Source organism: Actinomadura sp. CNU-125 (assembly GCF_001942465.1).
Taxonomy (GTDB): domain Bacteria; phylum Actinomycetota; class Actinomycetes; order Streptosporangiales; family Streptosporangiaceae; genus Spirillospora.
In genome coordinates this window covers 1-18,577 of record NZ_MKJY01000075.1, presented here as the reverse complement: position 1 = coordinate 18,577, position 18,577 = coordinate 1, and the positions used below count along the sequence as shown (strand labels likewise).

General features: G+C 69.6%; 19 protein-coding genes and 3 pseudogenes. 12 read left to right on the top strand and 10 right to left on the bottom strand.

The genetic code is table 11. From position 1 onward, the window contains the following. Positions 1-69 precede the first annotated feature (69 nt). Positions 70-378: pseudogene (locus BJF79_RS10300) on the top strand (integrase core domain-containing protein); the annotation flags it as partial. 146 nt (positions 379-524) lie between these two features. Here BJF79_RS10300 and BJF79_RS10295 read toward each other — a convergent pair. From BJF79_RS10295 to BJF79_RS10280, 4 genes are all read right to left on the bottom strand, one after another. After that, positions 525-3,830 (bottom strand): DUF4132 domain-containing protein, encoded by a 3,306-nt coding sequence (locus BJF79_RS10295; RefSeq protein WP_075896606.1) that lies wholly within the window; start codon positions 3,828-3,830, stop codon positions 525-527. Positions 3,831-4,125: 295 nt separating this feature from the next. Beyond that, complete coding sequence (locus tag BJF79_RS10290) at positions 4,126-5,388, bottom strand: DUF4132 domain-containing protein (protein WP_143219830.1); 1,263 nt, start codon at positions 5,386-5,388, stop codon at positions 4,126-4,128. A 217-nt stretch (positions 5,389-5,605) separates the two neighbouring features. Next, a complete protein-coding gene (locus BJF79_RS10285) occupies positions 5,606-5,788 on the bottom strand; it encodes a hypothetical protein (protein ID WP_075896602.1) in 183 nt (60 codons plus the stop codon). Between the two features lie 267 nt (positions 5,789-6,055). Beyond that, positions 6,056-6,577 (bottom strand): hypothetical protein, encoded by a 522-nt coding sequence (locus tag BJF79_RS10280; RefSeq protein WP_083733319.1) that lies wholly within the window; start codon positions 6,575-6,577, stop codon positions 6,056-6,058. A gap of 305 nt (positions 6,578-6,882) precedes the next feature. Here BJF79_RS10280 and cysD point away from each other — a divergent pair, with 305 nt between their 5' ends. From cysD to cysC, 9 genes and pseudogenes are all read left to right on the top strand, one after another. Continuing rightward, positions 6,883-7,797, top strand: coding sequence for a sulfate adenylyltransferase subunit CysD (gene cysD, locus BJF79_RS10275; RefSeq protein WP_075896600.1), 915 nt, complete (start codon positions 6,883-6,885; stop codon positions 7,795-7,797). A 38-nt stretch (positions 7,798-7,835) separates the two neighbouring features. Then, a pseudogene (locus BJF79_RS10270) lies at positions 7,836-9,085 on the top strand (sulfate adenylyltransferase subunit 1). Positions 9,086-9,151: 66 nt separating this feature from the next. Continuing rightward, a complete protein-coding gene (locus BJF79_RS10265) occupies positions 9,152-9,538 on the top strand; it encodes a nuclear transport factor 2 family protein (RefSeq protein WP_075896598.1) in 387 nt (128 codons plus the stop codon). A gap of 7 nt (positions 9,539-9,545) precedes the next feature. Next, positions 9,546-10,424: a TIGR03619 family F420-dependent LLM class oxidoreductase gene (locus BJF79_RS10260; protein ID WP_075896596.1), complete on the top strand. Its 879-nt coding sequence runs from the start codon at positions 9,546-9,548 to the stop codon at positions 10,422-10,424. Continuing rightward, positions 10,421-11,212 carry an SDR family oxidoreductase gene (locus BJF79_RS10255; RefSeq protein WP_075896594.1) on the top strand — a complete coding sequence of 264 codons (792 nt, stop codon included), beginning with the start codon at positions 10,421-10,423 and terminating at the stop codon, positions 11,210-11,212. The genes BJF79_RS10260 and BJF79_RS10255 overlap by 4 nt, the downstream gene beginning before the upstream one ends. 46 nt (positions 11,213-11,258) lie before the next feature. Beyond that, positions 11,259-12,434, top strand: coding sequence for a sulfotransferase family protein (locus tag BJF79_RS10250; protein WP_075896592.1), 1,176 nt, complete (start codon positions 11,259-11,261; stop codon positions 12,432-12,434). Between the two features lie 91 nt (positions 12,435-12,525). After that, on the top strand, positions 12,526-13,161 hold the full coding sequence (locus BJF79_RS59215) for a hypothetical protein (protein WP_262401801.1): 636 nt from the start codon (positions 12,526-12,528) through the stop codon (positions 13,159-13,161). Positions 13,162-13,166: 5 nt separating this feature from the next. Continuing rightward, a complete protein-coding gene (locus BJF79_RS59210; protein ID WP_316043316.1) occupies positions 13,167-13,595 on the top strand; it encodes a hypothetical protein in 429 nt (142 codons plus the stop codon). Between the two features lie 85 nt (positions 13,596-13,680). Continuing rightward, positions 13,681-14,841, top strand: coding sequence for an adenylyl-sulfate kinase (gene cysC, locus BJF79_RS65425; RefSeq protein WP_075896590.1), 1,161 nt, complete (start codon positions 13,681-13,683; stop codon positions 14,839-14,841). A 247-nt stretch (positions 14,842-15,088) separates the two neighbouring features. Here cysC and BJF79_RS57155 read toward each other — a convergent pair. Both BJF79_RS57155 and BJF79_RS10230 read right to left on the bottom strand, forming a co-directional pair. Continuing rightward, positions 15,089-15,290: pseudogene (locus tag BJF79_RS57155) on the bottom strand (transposase); the annotation flags it as partial. 151 nt (positions 15,291-15,441) lie between these two features. After that, complete coding sequence (locus tag BJF79_RS10230) at positions 15,442-15,621, bottom strand: hypothetical protein (protein ID WP_262401800.1); 180 nt, start codon at positions 15,619-15,621, stop codon at positions 15,442-15,444. Positions 15,622-15,767: 146 nt separating this feature from the next. Between BJF79_RS10230 and BJF79_RS10225 the strand changes: the two genes are divergently transcribed. Both BJF79_RS10225 and BJF79_RS59200 read left to right on the top strand, forming a co-directional pair. Continuing rightward, positions 15,768-16,004 (top strand): helix-turn-helix domain-containing protein, encoded by a 237-nt coding sequence (locus tag BJF79_RS10225; protein ID WP_262401799.1) that lies wholly within the window; start codon positions 15,768-15,770, stop codon positions 16,002-16,004. 20 nt (positions 16,005-16,024) lie between these two features. After that, a complete protein-coding gene (locus BJF79_RS59200) occupies positions 16,025-16,120 on the top strand; it encodes a hypothetical protein (RefSeq protein WP_262401802.1) in 96 nt (31 codons plus the stop codon). A 397-nt stretch (positions 16,121-16,517) separates the two neighbouring features. Here the strand turns inward: BJF79_RS59200 and BJF79_RS66685 are convergent, their stop codons facing one another. The 4 genes from BJF79_RS66685 to BJF79_RS55310 are packed head-to-tail and all read right to left on the bottom strand — an operon-like array spanning position 16,518 to position 18,451. Next, complete coding sequence (locus BJF79_RS66685) at positions 16,518-16,616, bottom strand: DUF6191 domain-containing protein (RefSeq protein WP_410050067.1); 99 nt, start codon at positions 16,614-16,616, stop codon at positions 16,518-16,520. Next, positions 16,606-17,685, bottom strand: coding sequence for an IS21-like element helper ATPase IstB (gene istB, locus BJF79_RS10215; RefSeq protein WP_316043315.1), 1,080 nt, complete (start codon positions 17,683-17,685; stop codon positions 16,606-16,608). The genes BJF79_RS66685 and istB overlap by 11 nt, the downstream gene beginning before the upstream one ends. After that, complete coding sequence (locus tag BJF79_RS10210) at positions 17,682-18,209, bottom strand: hypothetical protein (protein WP_262401798.1); 528 nt, start codon at positions 18,207-18,209, stop codon at positions 17,682-17,684. Before BJF79_RS10210 ends, istB begins: the two co-directional genes overlap by 4 nt. 11 nt (positions 18,210-18,220) lie before the next feature. Next, positions 18,221-18,451: an integrase core domain-containing protein gene (locus tag BJF79_RS55310; RefSeq protein WP_410050068.1), complete on the bottom strand. Its 231-nt coding sequence runs from the start codon at positions 18,449-18,451 to the stop codon at positions 18,221-18,223. Between the last annotated feature and the right edge of the window lie 126 nt (positions 18,452-18,577).

Below are 18,577 nucleotides of genomic sequence, written 5' to 3'. Positions count from 1 at the left end.
CCGAGGCCCTGAACGAGCATCTACTATCGGTCCACGAAGCCGGTGTTGCGACGACCGGTTGAGCCCAAGCAATACACCTCGTTCGCCTTCACCGCCCGGCTGATGGAGGCCGGCCTGGACGCATCGATCGGCACCGTCGGCGACGCCCTGGACAACGCCCTCATGGAGTCCCAGATCGGCCTGTTCAAAACAGAGTTGATCAAGCCGCGACGGCCTTGGAGGGGCCTCGCGGACGTCGAACTCGCCACCGCCGAATGGGTCGACTGGTTCAACCACCAGCGCCTCCACAGCGCGATCGGCGACATCCCACCCGCCGAACACGAAGCCAACTACTACGCTCAACACCAGCCCCAACCGGCGGCTGGAGTCAGCCCATAGGGCCTCCACCGAACCCGGTGCGGTTCAAACTCGACCCACGAACTCAGGCACACGTCCATGAACGTCTCGCAGAGGCGTGGGAGTTCCACCCGCCCGAACAAGCCCTGCTCCGGAGCCTTCCTCTTCCCAAAGGGTGATTCGAGGGTTCATTCGGCCGCGGCGGCCAGGAATTCCAGGTCGGCGAGAATCTCGGACGCGACGACGGGGTCCAGGTCGCCGAGCCGCAGGGCACCGGTGTCCGCGCCGATTCCGACATCGCGGAGCGTCTGGTCGTCCCCTTCGGCCATATGTCCGATGCCGAAGCCGGGGGTGAGGCCGATCCACACCCAGCGGTCCGGAGCGAACCGGAACGAGATGTCGATCACCCCTCCCCCGTCTCCCGCGTCGCCGGGCTCCCAGCCCTGCCGGACGAGCGCGAGCAGAGCCGCTATCGGGACCGTCAGGCCCTCGAACCGCCGCAGCCCGGCGCCGTCCCGCTCCTCCTCGGTCGGCACGTGCACGGGACGCGTGAGCTGCTCGAACGGTTGCAGGATCTCGTAGTCGGCGAACGATTCCAACCAGGCGCGCAGCGAGCCGACGTCCAGGTGCAGCGGGTGGACGACACCGACCCGTGCGGCCTCTGGCAGGACGAACTCGCCGTCCGCGACATCCGCGAGCGTGCGGTCCTCCGCGACGCGGAACGCCGTCGCGCGTGTGCCGTCCTCTGCGATCCACAGCAGGCGGCGCGCCAGGTGCACGGTCAGCGGATGCTCGGCGAAGTACCGGCGGAACTCGGGGGCCGTCCACCGCGTGCCGGTCACCATCGCCCGTTCCAGCCGGTGGATCCGCTCCGCCGCGACCGCCCGGACGTCCTTGCGCAGCGCGGCGAACGCCGTCCGGGCCGCCGGGGCGAGCACGGGGTCGTCCTTCACTCCCGGCTTGGGGAGCGCCGCGCGGTGCCGCCCGGACGCGTCGGTGACGAACGGCCGGAGCCGCTCATCGAACCGCACGGTGAACCTGCGCGGCCCGTAGTCGAGCGTCATCGAACCGTCCGGGTCGAGCCCGAGGGCGGGGACGAGCCGGTCGGCGAGCCGCTCGGCGTCCAGGCCGCGTTCCCGCGCCACCCGGTCGATCCGGGTGCGGGCCCGCTCCCGCAGCTTCCGTGACTTCGCCTTCTCCGCGAGCGTCCGCAGATGCGTCAGCGCGAGGTCGGAGCCAAGGTCGGCCAGGACGTCCAGGCTCGCTACCGCGTACCGGTGCCCGCCCGGCCCCTGCCAGACCCGGATCAGCGGTGCGAGCTCCCGCACGGCGCGGTCGTCGCCGGTGCGGCCGAGCTGCGTCAGCGCCCACTTGTCCTTGGCGGGCGTGCCCGCGTCCACCCACCAGCGGAATACCGCGACGCCGAACTCGCCCAGCGACGCGGCGTCGAACGCGTCGCGGACCCGCTCCGGCGCGTACCCGGCGGGCGTGCCCAGCAGTTCCAGCAGTGTCCGGACCGCGTCGGCGGGCAGCGCGCGGTCGCAGCCGCGCAGCAGGACCGGCGGGAACGCCACCGGGTCGACCCCGCCGAGCCTCGGCTGCCGCGCCAAGCCCGTCTGGACCGGGTGCGCGGCCAGCAGCTCCCGCAATTCTCGAGCCGCCTCGGGGAACGCGTCCGCGACGGCGTCCGCGCCATGTTCCGCGGCGATGCGGCGCAGCACCGTCTCGGCGGCGTCACGGGGCTTGGCCTGTCCGCCGAGCGCCGCCGGGGCCAGGTAGGGAACGACGGCCGTGCCGTGCCGCTCGAACCAGGCGCGGGCGCGCGGCGACCCCTCGTCCTCCCGCAGGAGCCGCGCGGCCATCAGCTCGACGACCTCGACGCTCCGGAAGGGCATCAGCAGCTCGATGCGGTCGTAAATCCACTCGCCGGGGTAGTACTCGTGGACCGCGCGCAGTACGGCCGGGAGCATGTCGGCCTGGTGGCGGGCGACGAGGAGCCGCTCCACGTCCAAGCCCCAGCCGTCGGGGATCCGCAGATCCGGCAGCAGCGGGCGGACCTGCTCATCAGAACCGTTCAGCAGCAGCCACATCAGGTCGGACCAGTCCAACACCCGGTGCCGGTGCCGTGCGGCCAGCGCCTCCCAGTCGCGGCCCCCGAGCGGGCGGACCAGCCGATGTCGCACGGCGCCGAGCCACTGCTCGCGCTCGCCCGGCTCCCACGCGACCTCGCGGCCCCCGGGCGTCTCCAGACCCGGAACGACCGGCCGGACCGGGGCCGTCCACGGCGGGTCGGTGAGGAACTCCGGCAACTCGTCCCGCGCCGCCTCCGGGACGGGCGGCGACGCGGTCGCGAGCAGCTCGACGGCCGCGCGGACGTCGTCCGGCAGACTCGGCAGGACGGCCGCGACCAGCCCGGCGTTCGCCCGGACGTGCGCCGCCAGCAGTCCGGCGGCCTTCGGCGAGCGCGCCGCCGCGAGCAGCCGCAGCCCGCGCACAGGGAACCGCTGCGCGGCCTGCTGGAGCGCTGCCCTGCCGTACTTGTCGCCGATCCGGTCGACCAGCGCCCCGAACGCCTCGTCGGTGGGCAGCAACGCGACCGCCTCGAACAGCAGCTTCCGGCCGCGGCTCTCGATGTGCTCGTGGTCGATGTTGTGCAGGAGGCACGGCAGGACGGCGGTGCCCATGGCGGCCACCATGGTGGCCAGGACCCCGCGATCCACCTGGTACCAGCCCATCGCCGGGAGCGGGTTCCCGAGCATGGCGGCGTCGTCCACCGTGCAGAGCCGCAGCCACTGCGTGTAGATGTCGAGACCGGCGCCGCTGTGCAGGCACTCGCCGATCCAGTCGCGCCGCGTCGGCACCAGGTACGACACGAGCCACCGCGCAGTCGGGGTCCGCGTACGGTACCCGGCCAGCCGCTCGGCCGCGTCGGCGTACGCCGCCTCGTCGGCGATGGTGAGCAGTGCCCGCACGCGCCGGGCGGTATCGCGCACCAGGCTCGCGAGGGCGGCGCGCTGGTCGCGGCGGACGACCACCGACGAGTCCCCCCGCCACGTGCCCCCGGTGCCGTGGTTCGCGGTCATCGTGGGCAGTTCGACCAGGGCGCAGGCCGCGAACGCGACGCCGTGCTCGATCGTCCAGGCGTCCACGAACGCGCGCAGCACGTGCGCGGCCTTGCACGGGGGATAGCGCCAGGGAGTGTCCGGGGCGAGGGAATCGGCCAGCGAGGCGACCGACGCGATCACTGCCGCGCCCGCCGGGTCCGGTTCCCCGGTCCAGTGCCGCCGGGCGGCCTCGATCAGCTCGGCGTCGCCCCTTCCCCCGGTCAGCAGCGCGTCGACGACGCCGTCGGACCCGTCGAGGAACCGCCGGACGTCGGCCAGGGCCTTGCGCCCCGGTTTCGCGACCGGGACGGGCCTGCCGTCGCGGCGCGGGTGCATGGCCCGACGCCACGTGTCGGGGATCGTCAGGACGTTCTCGTCCGGAAACTCCATGTTCGTGTCCTCCGTGGTCAACGGGATGCGTCGGTGAGGGGGTCAGCTCGGCGAGGATCTCGGACGCGACGACCGGGTCCAGCCCGTCGAACCGCAGGAAAGAGCTGAGGCGGTCCGCGCCGGGCTCGCGGGCCGGCCAGACGCGTTCGAGGCCCCGGCGGTCGCCGACGGCCGGGGCAGTGGCGCCTGCACGCTGCCCCGGCGCGGATGCATTCGTGGGAGCCACGCGTCCGGGATCGTCAGCATGTTCTCGTCCACGGGCCACCACCGTAGGGAGATGTTCCGACAAACCTGATCAAGCCGCAGGGACCAGGACGGCGAGGATCTCGGAGACAAGGACCGGATCCAGGTTCCCGAACACCGGGGCGTCGCCGGGGCGCGCGCCGACGAGCCGGACCTCCCCGAGGATGTCATCGCCGTTGATCCACTGAGCGTGGACCTTGACGCGATGACCGCTCGGCGGCGTCCGCGCCCACGCGTCACCGCGTGCCTCCCAGCCGCGGGCGGAAAGGCGGTACCGGTCGCGTTCGGTGACGTGGAAGCCCTGGAACCGGGTGAGACGCCCGCTGCGGCGCTCCTGCGCCGTGAGCACGCAGATTCGGCGTCCGAGCTGCGGGAACGGCTGCAGGACCTCGTAGTCGGCGAGCATCTCCGCCCAGGCGGCACGGTCGTCGCCGAATTCCACCGCGTGGGCGACGCCGACCCGTGCGGTGTCGGCGATGGTACGGGTGTCGTCGCGGACGTCGGCGAAGGTGCCGTCCTCGGCGATCCGGAACGAGGTCGCCGCGTCGTCCTGGCGGGCGACCCAGACCAGTCCGTGCGCGAGGCGCCCCACGATCGGGTGGTCGAGGACGAACCGGTGGAAGTCCTCGACCGTCCAGCGGCGTCGCGTGCGCATGGCCTGCTCCAGCCGGTCGGCCTGTTCGGCCGCGACGGCCCGCACATCCTTCTTCAGCCCGGCGAACCGTTCACGGGCGGCCGCGGCCAGCGCGGGGTCGTCCTTCGCGCCGGGCTTAGGGAGGGTCGTGCGGACGCCGCCGCCCTCGTCGGCGACGACCGGCCGGAGCCGGGCGTCGAAGCGGACGGTGAACCGGCGTGGGCCGTAGTCGAGCGTCGCCGAGCCGTCGCCGTCCAGGCCGAGAGTGGGGACGATGCGGTCGGCCAGCTGTTCGGCCGACAAACCCCGCGCGGCGGCGACCCGTCCGAGCATCTCGGCGGCCTCTTTCTTGACGCCGTCGAACTTCGTCGTCCGCTGGATGCGGTCCAGGGCGGTCAGCGCTTGGGGTGTGGCGATCTCGGCCAGGACCTCCAAGCCCTTCACCGCTTTGGCGTGCCCGCCTCGTCCCGGCCAGGTGTGCACGAGCGGCACGAGGCGGCGGACAGCCGCGGCGCCGCCCGTCCGGCCGAACTGTGCCAGTGCCCAGGACTCCTTCGCGGGCGCGCCGCGAGCCTGCCAGAGGTCGAACAGCGGCGTGACCGACCGTTTCCCCCGGCTGCGCCGCCGCCCCGAGGGCCCGCTTTCACGAGCTCGGGCCGCGGAGGCGGCGCGGTGCGGCAACGTTCTCCCCGTGGTCGCCGCACCGCGCCGTCCCCCGTTCCAACGCACCGGTCAACACCGGGGCCCGACGATGAACGGTCCGGTAGGTTGCGGCTGTCAGGGAACGATTCTCCTGGCACCAGGCCCAAGACCTGATCGAGAAACACGCCGGGCAGCGACGTCCAGGGGGACCCACGTGGTGTTCCTCGGTGTCATGCTGCCCTCCGCGTCGTCATCGTCATTTCGATGATCCGTCCGACAGCCGGTACGGCGAGTCGGCGCTGATCAGCATGCGGTCCGCGCCGATGGCCAGGTACGCCCACCACTGTCGCGTCTTCTCGCCCACCAACACAGCGCGTGAGGGTGCCTGCAGTGCCGTCACCGTCGCGTCGCGGATCGCCGGTGCCGGCTCATCGATCACGGTCAGTTCCGCGTCCGGCTCGGCCGGACCCGTCGAAGGAGCGGGCGATACTCGCCGGACGGGCTCCTCTGCCCTCACCGCCGCGTCGAGCAGAGCGGCCTATGGTCGCGCAAAATGACAATTTCAGGTGGCTCCGCCTACGCGTGAAGGCCAGACGCAACTCGCCCCTTCCCCCCGAAGGCCAAGCTCGCTCCTCCGGGGAACCGACAACAGCGAATCTTCTGCCGTACCATCCAAATACTGCATGCGCGCGTGTGAATCCCCAGGTCACAAAGGGTGCTCCCCACGCCCGTGGGGTCCGGAACCGGTGCCGGGCTGGGCGGAGTGGCACTCGTCGGCGAGGTGGGCGGGACCGGTGGACTCGCCGGTGCGGGCCAGGCGGTCACAGATCGAGGCCAGGTCGGACTCGGCGAACCGACCGTGGATCGCCGCGAGCCCCAGCGCCTTGTCCAGCCACGCCTCGGCGCCCGGACCGATGGCCAGGAAGTCACGCTCGGCCACCGATTGCGGGCGCGGCCGTGGCGCCCGCGGCCCGTTGCCGCCGGGATGGTCGGGATAGTGCGCCTCGACGATCCGTGGCCGGCCGGGCGTCGAAAGCTTGTGCCGCCACAGCTCGGCCAGCCCGACCGCGTCGCGGGCCGTGTCTCCAGAGGCATCGCCGGTAGTGTCGCGGGGGCCGACGATGACCAGTTCGTCGCCGTGGACCCGGCACCAGACCTTGCGGCCCTCGTGCCCGGCCGGCACCGAGTAGCGCACGTCCCCCCAGCGGACGGTCCGGTCGTCACCCACCAGCCGCTCCTCGCCCAGCGCCAGGTGTGCACGACACAGCCGTAATGCCGTCCCAGCCGGTGGCGCGTCCATGGGCGCACCACACCGTCGCCCGCGGCGGGGCCCAGGTGAGTTCTCGGGGTCGTGAGCGCACGCGGGAGCTTCCCGATGAGTGGGACCGGCAGGCGCCCATTCATGGAGCCAGCTTAAGTTCAGGGGCATGCCAGGCCGTCGCCCTTCCGCGTGATCGAGGTGTTGAAGCGGGCGGGTAGGCGATGCCGGATTCGAGATCAGTTCAGGACTCGTGATGTCTGAAAGGTCGATCATTGACCACGACGCATGCCGACTATCAGGTGAGCCAGCTCGACGCCCTGGAGGCGGAATCCATCCATATTTTCCGCGAGGTCGCCGCGGAGTTCGAGAAACCGGTCCTGATGTTCAGCGGCGGCAAGGACTCGATCGTGATGATGCGGCTGGCCGAGAAGGCGTTCCATCCGGCGAAGATTCCCTTTCCCGTCCTGCAGGTCGACACCGGGTACGACTTCCCCGAGGTGCTGGAGACGCGTGACCGCTGGGTCGCCCGCCTGGGCGTCCGCTTGATCGTGGCCTCGGTCGAACAGGCCATCAAGGACGGGGTGGTGGTGGACGACGGCAAGACGTCCCGTAACCGGCTGCAGATCGGCACGTTGCTCAACGCCCTTGAGGAACACGAATTCACCGCCGCGTTCGGCGGTGGCCGTCGCGACGAGGAGAAGGCCCGCGCCAAGGAGCGGGTGTACTCCCACCGCGACGAATTCGGCCAGTGGGATCCCAAGATGCAGCGTCCGGAGCTGTGGAGTCTGTACAACGGCCGGATCCGTACCGGCGAGCACATGCGCATCTTCCCGATCTCCAACTGGACCGAGCTCGACATTTGGCACTATATCGGCCGGGAGAGCATCGAGATCCCCTCGATCTACTACTCCCACCGGCGCCGGGTCTTCGAGCGCGACGGGATGCTGCTGACCGAGTCCGCGTACAACCCGTGCCGTCCCGGTGAGGTCGCCGAGGAGCGCACCGTCCGGTTCCGGACCGTGGGCGACCTGACGCTGACCGGCTGCGTGGAGTCGGCCGCCGCCACGATCCCCGAAATCATCGACGAGGTCGCAGCCTCCCGCGTCACCGAGCGCGGCGCCACTCGTGGTGACGACCGCTTCTCCGAGGCCGCAATGGAAGACCGCAAGAAGGAGGGCTACTTCTGATGCCGGCCACCACCCCAACGATCGAGGGCAAGCCCGAGATGGATCTGCTCCGGTTCGCCACCGCCGGCTCCGTCGACGACGGCAAGTCGACCCTGATCGGCCGCCTGCTGCTGGACTCCAAGTCCATCTTCGAGGACCAGCTCGAGGCCGTCGAGACGACGTCGCGGTCGCGCGGCTACGACTACACCGACCTCGCGCTGCTGACCGACGGTCTCCGGTCCGAGCGCGAGCAGGGCATCACCATCGACGTGGCCTATCGCTACTTCGCGACCCCGAACCGCAAGTTCATCATCGCGGACACCCCGGGGCACGTGCAGCACACCCGCAACATGGTGACCGGCGCCTCGACGGCGGACCTGGGCCTGGTGCTGGTCGACGCCCGCCATGGCCTGACCGAGCAGTCGCACCGGCACGCCGTGATCCTTTCGATGCTCCGGGTGCCGCACCTGGTCCTCGTGGTGAACAAGATGGACCTGGTCGGCTACGACCAAGAGGTCTTCGAGCGGATCCGCAAGGAGTTCACCTCCTTCGCGACGAAGCTGAACGTCCCCGACCTCGAGAGCATCCCGATCTCGGCGCTCAAGGGTGACAACGTCGTCCACCGCGGCGAGAACATGCCGTGGTACGACGGCCCGTCGCTGATGCACCACCTGGAGCACGTGCACTTCGCCTCCGACCGCGACCTCGTGGACGCCCGTTTCCCGGTGCAGTACGTCGTCCGCCCGAAGTCCGACGAGTTCCACGACTACCGCGGGTACGCGGGCCAGGTCGCCGGCGGCGTCTTCCGGCCCGGTGACGACGTGCTGGTCCTCCCGAGCGGCATGACCTCGAAGATCGCCGGGATCGACCTGTTCGACAGGGAGATCGGCGAGGCGTTCCCGCCCATGTCGGTCAACATCCGGCTCGAAGACGACCTCGACGTCTCCCGCGGCGACATGATCTGCCGTCCGGCGAACGCGCCGAAGCCGAGCCAGGACATCGACGCGATGATCTGCTGGATGACCACCGAGCCGTTGAAGCCACGGCAGAAGCTCGCAATCAAGCACACCACCCGCACGGGCCGCGCGCTGGTCAAGGACATCCAGTACCGCATGGACGTCAACACGCTTCACCGCGATGTGGAGACCAAGGAGCTCGGCCTCAACGAGATCGGCCGTGTCCGGCTGCGCACGACGGTGCCCCTGCTGTGCGACCCGTACAGCAAGAACCGCACCACGGGGTCGTTCATCCTGATCGACGAGGCCACCGGCGCACCGTCGGCGCCGGAATGATCAACAACGTCGGCTGAAGTCGCCCATCGCCCCCGCCCGCCGAACGGGACGGGCGGCGGGCCGAACGTGCGAAGGGAAATGCAGTGATCAGCCGAGACGACATCTGTCGGATCTGCGACGCCTACATCGCCGCGATGTCCGGTGACGACGTGGAAGCCGTCATGAGCCTGTTCGCCCCTGACGCGACGCAGGAGGAACCGATCGGCACACCGCCCCGCGTGGGGCACGAGGAGATCCGGGCGTTCTTCACGCGGAGCCTGCGGGTGCCGTTCACGATGAAGCGCATGGGACCGGTGACCGTGGTGGGACGGCATGCGGCGTTCCAGGCCCGGGTCGACGTCCGGGCCGTCGATAGCGCGAACGCTCGGTCGCTGACCGCGACGGACGTGCTCTCCATCGACGAGCACGGGAAGATCGCGAAGATCATGGTGCTCCCGGACGTGGAGGCGGACCCGGCAGGGGGGTTCTGAGGACAGGATGCGCTTCATCTACGCGGAGGCAATGACCGACCCGACCTTCTACCTACCGCTCGCTCAGGCAGCCGATGCGGCCGGGTATGACGGCATGAACGTTTCCGACAGCATCATCTATCCGCGAGATTCGCACGCGGATTATCCCTATACCGCTGACGGCACCCGTGAATTCCTGGAGAACAAGGACTTCCCCGAGTCGTTCATTCTCATCACCGCGATGGGCGCTGTCACCAGCCGGATCGAGTTCACCCCGGCGGTCCTCAAGCTGCCCGTCCGGCCGCCCGTGCTGGTCGCCAAGCAGGCCGCCACGATCGCGTTCCTCACCGGCGACCGGCTCCGGCTCGGGGTCGGATCCAGCCCGTGGCCGGAGGACTATGCCGCCATGGGCGTGCCATGGGAGGGGCGCGGCAAGCGGGTGTCGGAGGCCATCGACATCATCCGGGGACTCACCGCCGGCGGGTACTTCTCTCATCACGGCGAGGTGTACGACCTGCCCGCCGTGAAGATCCGCCCGGTGCCGACGCGGCCGATCCCGATCCTGGTGGGCGGCCACAGCGATGCCGCGCTGCGGCGCGCGGTACGCAAGGGCGACGGCTGGATCCACGCGGGCGGCACGCGGGAGGAGCTCGATGGCCTGCTCGGCAAGCTGCAGACGATGCTCGCCGCCGAGGACCGCGGAGGCCGCCCGTTCGCGATCCAGGTCACCTCGCCGGAGGCATTCACCCCGGACGGGGTCCGCCGGCTCCAGGATCGCGGGGTGAACGAGGTCCGGGTGACGTTCCGCAACCCCTACATCCAGGGAGAGGACCCCGAGCCGCTGGCGAAGAAGATAGAGAACCTCGAACGTTACGCCGCGGACGTTATCGCGAAGGTGAACGCATGAGTTTCCCGCAACTGCTGCTGGAAGGCCGGACGGTGCTGGTCGCCGGGGCCGGTCCCGGCCTCGGCCGTGCGCTCGCGCTGCGCAGCGCGCTCGCCGGCGCGGACGTGGTGCTCGCCGCCCGCAGCGCCGACCGGCTGAACGCACTGGCCGAGGAGGTCACGGACCTCGGGCGCCGCGCCCTCGTCGTCCCGACCGACCTCGCCGACGACGCGTCCATCGCGCGGCTGGCGGACACCGCGGTCCGGGAGATGGGGCGCCTGGACGCGGTCGTGTACAACGCCAACATGCAGCCTCCGCACGAGAGCCTGGTCGACGGCGACATGGACGCCGCCCGCAGCACCGCCGACGTCAACGTCTGGGGGGCCTTGAATCTGACGCGTCGGCTGACCCCGGCTCTGCGTGAGACCAAGGGCTCCGTGGTGATGGTCAACTCGATGGTGCTGTACAACCGGCGGCCCCGCTTCGGCGCCTACCGGATGATGAAGGCCGCCCTCCTGGCCTGTGCGCGGGGACTCTCGGTCGATCTGGGACCGATGGGGATCCGGGTGAACACCGTCGCCCCGGGCTACATCTGGGCCGACAAGGTGCAGGCCCACTTCGAGCGGCTCGCCGCCTCCCGGGGCATGACCCCGGAAGAGGTCTACGCGGAGGTGGCCGCCGAGACCGATCTGCGGCGGCTGCCCGAACCCGAGGCGATCGCGGACGCGGTCGTGTTCCTGTTCTCCGACATGGCCCGCGCGATCACCGGCCAGTCCATCAACGTCGACTGTGGCCAGACCCACCACTGAGCGAGTCCGGCACCGGTATCCACGACCTCACGAAGGGCCTTCTGCCATGACCAACGTACATTCCCGGACCGTGGGAGCAGCCGCCGAGCTCCACGAGGAGGCCGCTCGCAACACCGGCCTGACGGATTTCGGCACGGACGACTACAGCGAGGCCCTGGACGTGCTGCTGCGGTCGCTCGACTCCGAAGCGGGGCTGAACGACGTCGGCCGGGCGACGATGCGCCGCAGGATCCTCGGGGTGCTGGAGACCCGCCTGCGTGCGCAACAGGCGCTCGACCGGAATCCCGGCCACCGGGACGTGCCGATCGAGCGCCCGATGTTCGTGACCGGCCTGCCGCGAACCGGGACCACCGCCCTGCACCGGCTCCTGGCCGCCGACCCGCGGCACCAGGCGCTCGAACTGTGGCTGGGCGACGCCCCTCAGCCGCGGCCGCGGCGGGAGGAGTGGCCGGCGAGCCCGGACTACCGGCGGACCGAGCGGTTGATGGATGAGCGCCGCAAGCTCTCGCCGGAGATCAACGGAGTGCACTTCCAGGACGCGGAGGCGGTGGAGGAGTGCCTGCGCCTCGAGCGGCAGACCTTCCGGTCCGGCGAGTACGTCGCCCTGTCCTGGATCCCCGGTTACGTGGAGTACACCCTCGGCCGCGACCTCACACCGGTTTACGAGCGGCACCGGGCGCTTCTGCAGCTGATCGGCCTGAACGACCAGGACAAGCGCTGGGTGCTGAAGTACCCCGGTCACCTGTTCGGTCTGGACGAACTGCTGGCGGCGTACCCCGACGCCATCATCGTCCAGACCCACCGCGACCCCCGCACGATCGTGGCCTCGGTCTGCAGCCTGAGCCGGATCGCGAGCAAGAGCCTGTCGGACACCTTCGGCAGCGAACTGGTGGGCAAGGCCAACTATCGCTGGTGGAGCGAGGGAATCGACCGGGGGCTCGCGGCACGCGAGCGGTACGGCGCGGACCGGTTCGTCGATGTCTATTACCACGACTTCGTCCGCGACCCGGTCGGCGCGGTGGAGTCGATCTACGAACGCTGCGGGGCCGAGCTGAGCGACGAATCACGCGCGGCCATCGCCGAGGCCCACGCCCTCAGCCTGACCGGCGAGCGCAAGCCGTCCCACCGCTACGACCTGGCGGACTTCGGTCTGGACGCCGACGAGGTCGGCAAGCGGTTCGGGGCCTACCTCGACGCCTTCCCGGCGGTGGTCCGGAACTGAGGCGCACGGGTCCCGTGTCCACGGCTCCCCGTCCCGCGCTCATGGCCCCGTACGGAGCTCCATCAAGCAGGATCCCCCGAAGGAGGAACACATGACGACCAGCAACCCGTTGTGGGACGAGTTCTGTGACCAGTTGCGGGCGGCCGGGCAGCACCTGGTCTCCGAGTCGGCGCCGCAGAACCCGTTCGACCAGGCCGAGGGCGTCCGCTACCTGCTCCGCCTGCTCCGCTACACGACGCTGAACGAGATCGAGAACGCCGATCCCCGGTCGCCGGCGTTCGCTTCGGCGCTCGACCCGAACATGAAGACCAAGATCGGCGCCGACAATCCGGACAACATTTACTCGCGCGCCAGAATCTCGGGGAAGTACCGCTACCGGGTGAGCGGGAAGCGGGGCACGGTGCCGCTACTGACCTTCGGGACGAGGGCGGCCCGCTACGACATCGACGGCACGATGGCCTCCACCGGTAACCTGCACGGCCACGACCTGACGCCGGACGCGACGGGCGGTTCTCCTTCATCGTCAGCGTGGACCGGCCGGAGTCCGGCGACTGGCTTCCGATGGCCGAGGACACCAACATCATCTCCGTCCGGCAGTCGTTCCAGAACCGCAAGGCGGAGATCCCGGCCGAGCTCGAGATCGAGCTGCTGGACACCGACGTCGCCGCCGAGCCACTGGATCCCGAGGTCTTCGCGGGCCAGGTCCGGCGGGCCGTGGCGAACGTGACCGGCATGGCCAAGACGTTCGCCGATTGGACGCGGCTCTTCATGACGCGTCCCAACGAGCTCCCCGACTGGGGCCAGCACATCTTCCAGAACGCCGGTGGCGACCCGACCATCTACTACCTGCACGGCTACTGGAAGCTGGCCGAGGACGAGGCGTGGGTCATCGAGACCGAGGTGCCCGACTGCGAGTACTGGAACTTCGTCCTGCAGAACTGGTGGATGGAGTCCCTGGACTACGAGCGGGCGAACATCTACATCAACAACCACACCGGCAAGCTCAACGATGACGGCACCCTCACCATCGTCGTTTCGTCCAGGAATCCAGGCTTCGGCAACTGGATCTCCACCGAGGGCCACGCAGAAGGCACCGCGCTGCTCCGCTGGGTCAAGTCGGAAAGCCACCCCTTGCCCACCTGCAAGGTCGTCAAAATCTGACCGCATTCTCCTGCCGCGCGGCGGTGGGGCTCTACTCGGCGGGGCGTCGCCCCCGCGGCCCGAACCTCGTTGAAAGCGTGTGCCCATGCCCGATGACGCCGCACGGCAGCACTGTCCCATCGCCCGCGAACTCGATGACCTCGAGCTGCTGTTGACCGGTGCTTACGCACCCCTGGACCGTTACGACCACCGGGTGCGGCTGGACGCCCCCGCCGGACCCCTCGAACTGGTCGACCCCGAGGGGTTTCCGCTGGCCCATCGAGGGGCCGATGGGGCGCTGAACACGCTCGGCCGGCCCGAGTACGGACCGTTCCGGCGGCTGCACCTGACACCCGCTCAGGTGCGGGAGTGCTACGACGGCGCCCTCTTCGTTCCGGTCGATACGTGTTTGAGCACCCGGGACATCACCGAGCTGAGCGAGCGTCGGCGAGGACGTCCGGTGGTGCTGCTGGCCCTGTGCGGTGAGGGCACATCGCGCGGGATCGGCCCGGTGGGACTTGTCCGCGTCACCCTTGCGGCCGCGGCGCTCCTCGGCGACGCCCACGTGGTCGCCGTGCCGCTGCCCCGCCACGACGACGCCGAACTGGACGCCGAACTGCGCGGCCGGATCGTGGCGAACTTCGCCGCCGGGGAAGTGTTCGCGGACGTCACGGGAGAGGGGCCCTGCCCGGCCGAGCTCTCTAGGATCATCGAGCAGGACAGGCCGGAGAAGCGCGGCGTGGTCGTGTTCTTCACCGGCCTGTCCGGCAGCGGCAAGTCGACACTCGCCCGCGCTCTGTGCGACTGCGTCCTCGAGCACGGCGGCCGGACCGTGACGAGTCTGGACGGCGACGTCGTACGCCGGAACCTGAGCGCCGGACTGTCCTTCTCCAAGGCCGATCGCGAGACCAACATCAGGCGGATCGGGTGGGTGGCCGCCGAGATCGCACGCCATGGCGGCGTCGCGATCTGCTCCCCGATCGCGCCGTTCGACGCCACCCGCAAGGCGGTCCGGGAAATGGTGCTGCGAGCCGGCGGGCGATTCGTCCTAGTGCACGTGGCGACCCCCTTGGAGGAGTGCGAGCGGCGCGACCGCAAGGGCCTGTACCGCCGGGCCCGCGCCGGCCGCATCCCCGATTTCACCGGGATCTCCAGTCCTTACGAAGAACCCGAGGACGCGACCGTGCGCGTCGACACGACCGGGCGCACCATCGAGGACGCGCTTGCCGAAGTGCTCGCAGCCCTCCCGTTCCGGCTGGACCGGTAAGTGCCCTCGGCGTCCGGTGCGGGAGGTGCGCCAGCCACGCTCTGGGCTCCCTCCTAGGAGCGAGGCCAGAGCGCGAGCAGCGCCCCCACCGCACGCCGCGACGCCGGTGGCGCACGAGCGGCTCGTCGAAGCGAACGAAGGAATCCGGTGCCCATGACCGTCATATCGCCGACCAAACCCACCTATGTCGTGCGGCCGGTGCCCGATGTCGACGGAGCGAAGCTGCGGGCCGCGGTGGACGCCGCCGGACCCGGGCCGCTGCCCATGGCGATGGTCCACATGACCGGTGACGCTTCGCTGCTGCCGGAGGGCAGCCGGTGGTGGCCACGAACGCGATCACCGCCAGCACGCTGCGGTCGTCGGCACGCCGCCGTCCACCACCCTGCGGTCGCGTCGGCGCAGGGTGGGACCACCCGCTGGAACAACTCCCACAACCCGTCCGGCACCAGCCGTTCCTCAAAGACTAAGGGCTTCCTCTCAGGCCGGTGCGGCCGAGGGAGCGCATCCTCATGGCGTTCGCTCTTGGAGACGTTCGGTTGCTGACAGAGGGAGGGGCCGTGGCGCAAGTCGTCGAGGCCCGCGCCACGGCGGCTGGGCGCCTCAGGAGGCGGTAACGCTGAAGCTCCAGGTGACGCCGAAGCGATCGGTGAGCATGCCGAACCCGGCGCTCCACGCCGATGCGGCCAGCGGATCGACGATGACGGCGTCGACCGCCAGCGCGTCCCAGTAGCCCTGGAGTTCGTGTGGGGCATGCCAATGACTCTGCCGGACCCGAAGCACGTGCAGAAGGCCGCGTCGCGCCTAGGAGCACTGCACCCACCCTCATCCCACCTCGGCGACCTACCGTTTGGTTATGGCGACGACGGCACTAGGAGAGTACTTGCGGGTCCGGCCGCGGCCAGGTGTCGCCGCACGAGGTCGGCGCGATGTCGCTCGGGCAGCGCCGAGTACCCGGGCTGCGGCGCGAGGAGGTGGCGGCTCACGCCGGCATCAGCGTCGACCACTACATTCGCCTCGAACAGGGGCGAGAGAACAGGCCATCAGCACAGGTCCTCGATTCCCTGAGCGAGGCACTGCGACTTGAGGACGATGCCCGCGCCCATCTGTACCAGGTGCAGGACTGGCTCCAGGGGGCGTCTACTCGCAGGCGACTGAGCGGATAGAGCCTCACTTGCTCGACCTGATGGACGCTTGGGTCGACACGCCGGCCTTGGTGCTGGGGCGGGCGTACGACGTGCTGGCGGGCAACGACCTGGCCTACGCACTGTTCGAGCCTTGACGGCGGCTTTCAGGCCGACGTGCGCGTCGCTGGTGACCAGCGCGACCCCGAGCAGGTCGGCGTCGGTGGCGACCTTCAGCCCGCAGTCGCGCAGGCCGCGGAGGAACTCGGTCCAGAACGTCCAGCCCGATGCGCCATTGGGACGTCGATACGATGCCGGGAGAGATGATCTCTAGGCCCTCCACGATCCGCTGGACCTGCCTGATTGTGTCCGCGAGAAGCGACAACGTTTGTGCGCCAGAGGGAGCGACGGTTGAGGTTTGCTGGATGCGGTGATGTCGATGAGATTCAGTAACGGTGTTGCGGGAAGGTGAGTCGACTTGGGGCGGGGGCGGAGGGTTAATGCCGAGGGGCCGACAGGCTTTAGCCCGAGATGACGCACCCGCTCGCGGATGTGTCATTCTGTTCTGCGCTGTCGGCGAATCCGGGCAACTCCAGCATCGAGGTCGACAGAGTTCGTGGGTGGCGCGCCGTCGTACTCTTCGTCACGGAGCATGTACTCGATCTCGCGTTGTTCCTGCTCCAGGCGTTTCGAGCCGTAGAACATGGCCGTCAGTTCTTCGAGGCCGGCCGCCGAAGCCGACTTGTCGGACTTGTGCACACCGCGCGCCCACCGCCAGAGCCGTTCGACCACGAACGCTATGACCAGCAAGATCGCCAACGGCCATGCCAGCATCCCATCCATGATCGGTCAACGCGCCTGTGCGAGGTTTGGTTGCTTCTGGACGCCGAGTGCACGCCTGTTGAGGTAAGAAGTGGCGTGGTCTGTGTGGTCGGCCGGCGGCCTGGTCTCGGGCGCGGGTCTGGGCGAGGCGGTAGGAGTCTGTGCCGGTCTCGATGATGGTGCCGCCGAAGGTGAGGCGGTCGACGATGGCGGCGCAGAGACGCGGGTCGGTGAAGGTCTTGGCCCAGCCGCTGAAGGCTTCGTTGGAGGCGATGGCCAAACTGTTCTTCTCCTCGCGCTCTGTCAGGACCTGGAACAGCAGCTCGGCGCCGCGGCTCGGAGTTCCCATGTAGCCGAGTTCGTCGATGCAGAGCAGGTCGACGCGGCCGTAACGGGTGATGGTCTTGTTGAGCTGCTTGTCGTCGGCGGCCTCGACCAGCTCGTTCACCAGCTTGGTCGCCAGAGTGTATTTCACCCGGTAGCCGGCCATGGCCGCTTCGGTGCCCAGCGCGATGAGCAGGTGGGACTTGCCGGTGCCCGAATCGCCGATCAGGCAGAGCGGTTCGCCCTTCTTCACCCATTCGCTGGAGGCCAGGGTGTGGACGGTGGCGGGGTCGATGCCCGGGTTGGCGTCGAAGTCGAACTCGCGCAGCGTCTTCTGCCGGGGGAAGGCGGCGGCTTTGATGCGGCGTTCGGAGCGGCGGCGGTTGCGGTCGTCGCACTCGGCCATGAGCAGCTCGGCCAGGAACCCGCGGTAGGTCATCTGGTCGCGGACGGCGGCCTCGGCCAGTTCGGGGAACTTGGCGCGGACGGTGGGCAGTCGCAGCATCCGGCAGGCGCTGTCCACGGCTGTTTCGGCGGCTTGTTCGGTCAGTCCGCGGTTGCGGTTGATGGTGGTCATCGGGCCTCTTCCTGGCTGGTCGGTCCCTGCCTTCCGGGCGAGCGGCGGCGCAGGAGCTGGTCGTAGTGGGCCACCGACGGCAGCGGCCGTCGGTCGGGCGGCAGCTGCGCCAGCCGCCGCTCGGTCAGCGAGGTCACCGTCGCGGCCTTGGCCGGCATCGCTGATTCGGGGGCGGGGACATCAGCGAAGTCGTCGGCCTCGGCGGCCTTGCGGGCCTCCAGCGCGACCGCGTCGGCGGAGAGTGCGCCGGCCCGCAACGCCGCGGCGATCCCGGCGACGACGTGCTCGTGGTTCATCTGCCGGTTCAGCAGCAGCACGTCGATCAGCGCGCGGGTGCCCTCACGGTCACCGTGGGCTTTGCTGGCCGCCGCCCACCAAGCGTCGTGGACGGGGGTGAACTTGCCCGCGGCGCGGGCCTGTTCCAGCGCGGTCGCGCCTGGCAGCGCGCCGGCTTGCGGACCAGGGCCTCCAAATAATGGTCCAGCTCCAGATGCCGGCTGAGCTTCCCCCCGTTGCACGGACACCCGAGGTGAGGTCACTCGACGGCGACTGAGGGCAGGTTGAGCCCTTCGAACGTGACGGGGCTATGCATCCCAATACTGGAATGCCGCCTGTATGAATTATACCAGCACTCAAGCCATTCGAAAACAGCGCCTGCAAGTTCTTCTTGGGTCTTCCAGGTGCGGATGTCGAGCAACTCCAACTGCATAGTTCCCCAGAACGACTCCATCATTGAATTGTCGTAGCAATCACCGACCGTGCCCATCGAGCCGAGCAGCCCGGCATCCCGTAGACGCTTCCCGAACGCCCAGGATGTGTATTGCTTGGGCTCAACCGGTCGTCGCAACACCGGCTTCGTGGACCGATAGTAGATGCTCGTTCAGGGCCTCGG

Bases quoted from the DNA above. Each gene is read 5' to 3' on its own strand.
- BJF79_RS10295 (WP_075896606.1), bottom strand. From the start codon at position 3,830: ATGGAGTTTCCGGACGAGAACGTCCTGACGATCCCCGACACGTGGCGT.
- BJF79_RS10260 (WP_075896596.1), top strand. From the start codon at position 9,546: ATGCGCTTCATCTACGCGGAGGCAATGACCGACCCGACCTTCTACCTA.
- BJF79_RS10255 (WP_075896594.1), top strand. From the start codon at position 10,421: ATGAGTTTCCCGCAACTGCTGCTGGAAGGCCGGACGGTGCTGGTCGCC.
- BJF79_RS10250 (WP_075896592.1), top strand. From the start codon at position 11,259: ATGACCAACGTACATTCCCGGACCGTGGGAGCAGCCGCCGAGCTCCAC.
- BJF79_RS59215 (WP_262401801.1), top strand. From the start codon at position 12,526: ATGACGACCAGCAACCCGTTGTGGGACGAGTTCTGTGACCAGTTGCGG.
- BJF79_RS59210 (WP_316043316.1), top strand. From the start codon at position 13,167: ATGGCCAAGACGTTCGCCGATTGGACGCGGCTCTTCATGACGCGTCCC.
- cysC (WP_075896590.1), top strand. From the start codon at position 13,681: ATGCCCGATGACGCCGCACGGCAGCACTGTCCCATCGCCCGCGAACTC.
- BJF79_RS10225 (WP_262401799.1), top strand. From the start codon at position 15,768: ATGTCGCTCGGGCAGCGCCGAGTACCCGGGCTGCGGCGCGAGGAGGTG.
- BJF79_RS59200 (WP_262401802.1), top strand. From the start codon at position 16,025: ATGGACGCTTGGGTCGACACGCCGGCCTTGGTGCTGGGGCGGGCGTAC.
- BJF79_RS66685 (WP_410050067.1), bottom strand. From the start codon at position 16,616: ATGCTCCGTGACGAAGAGTACGACGGCGCGCCACCCACGAACTCTGTC.
- istB (WP_316043315.1), bottom strand. From the start codon at position 17,685: ATGACCACCATCAACCGCAACCGCGGACTGACCGAACAAGCCGCCGAA.
- BJF79_RS55310 (WP_410050068.1), bottom strand. From the start codon at position 18,451: ATGGGCACGGTCGGTGATTGCTACGACAATTCAATGATGGAGTCGTTC.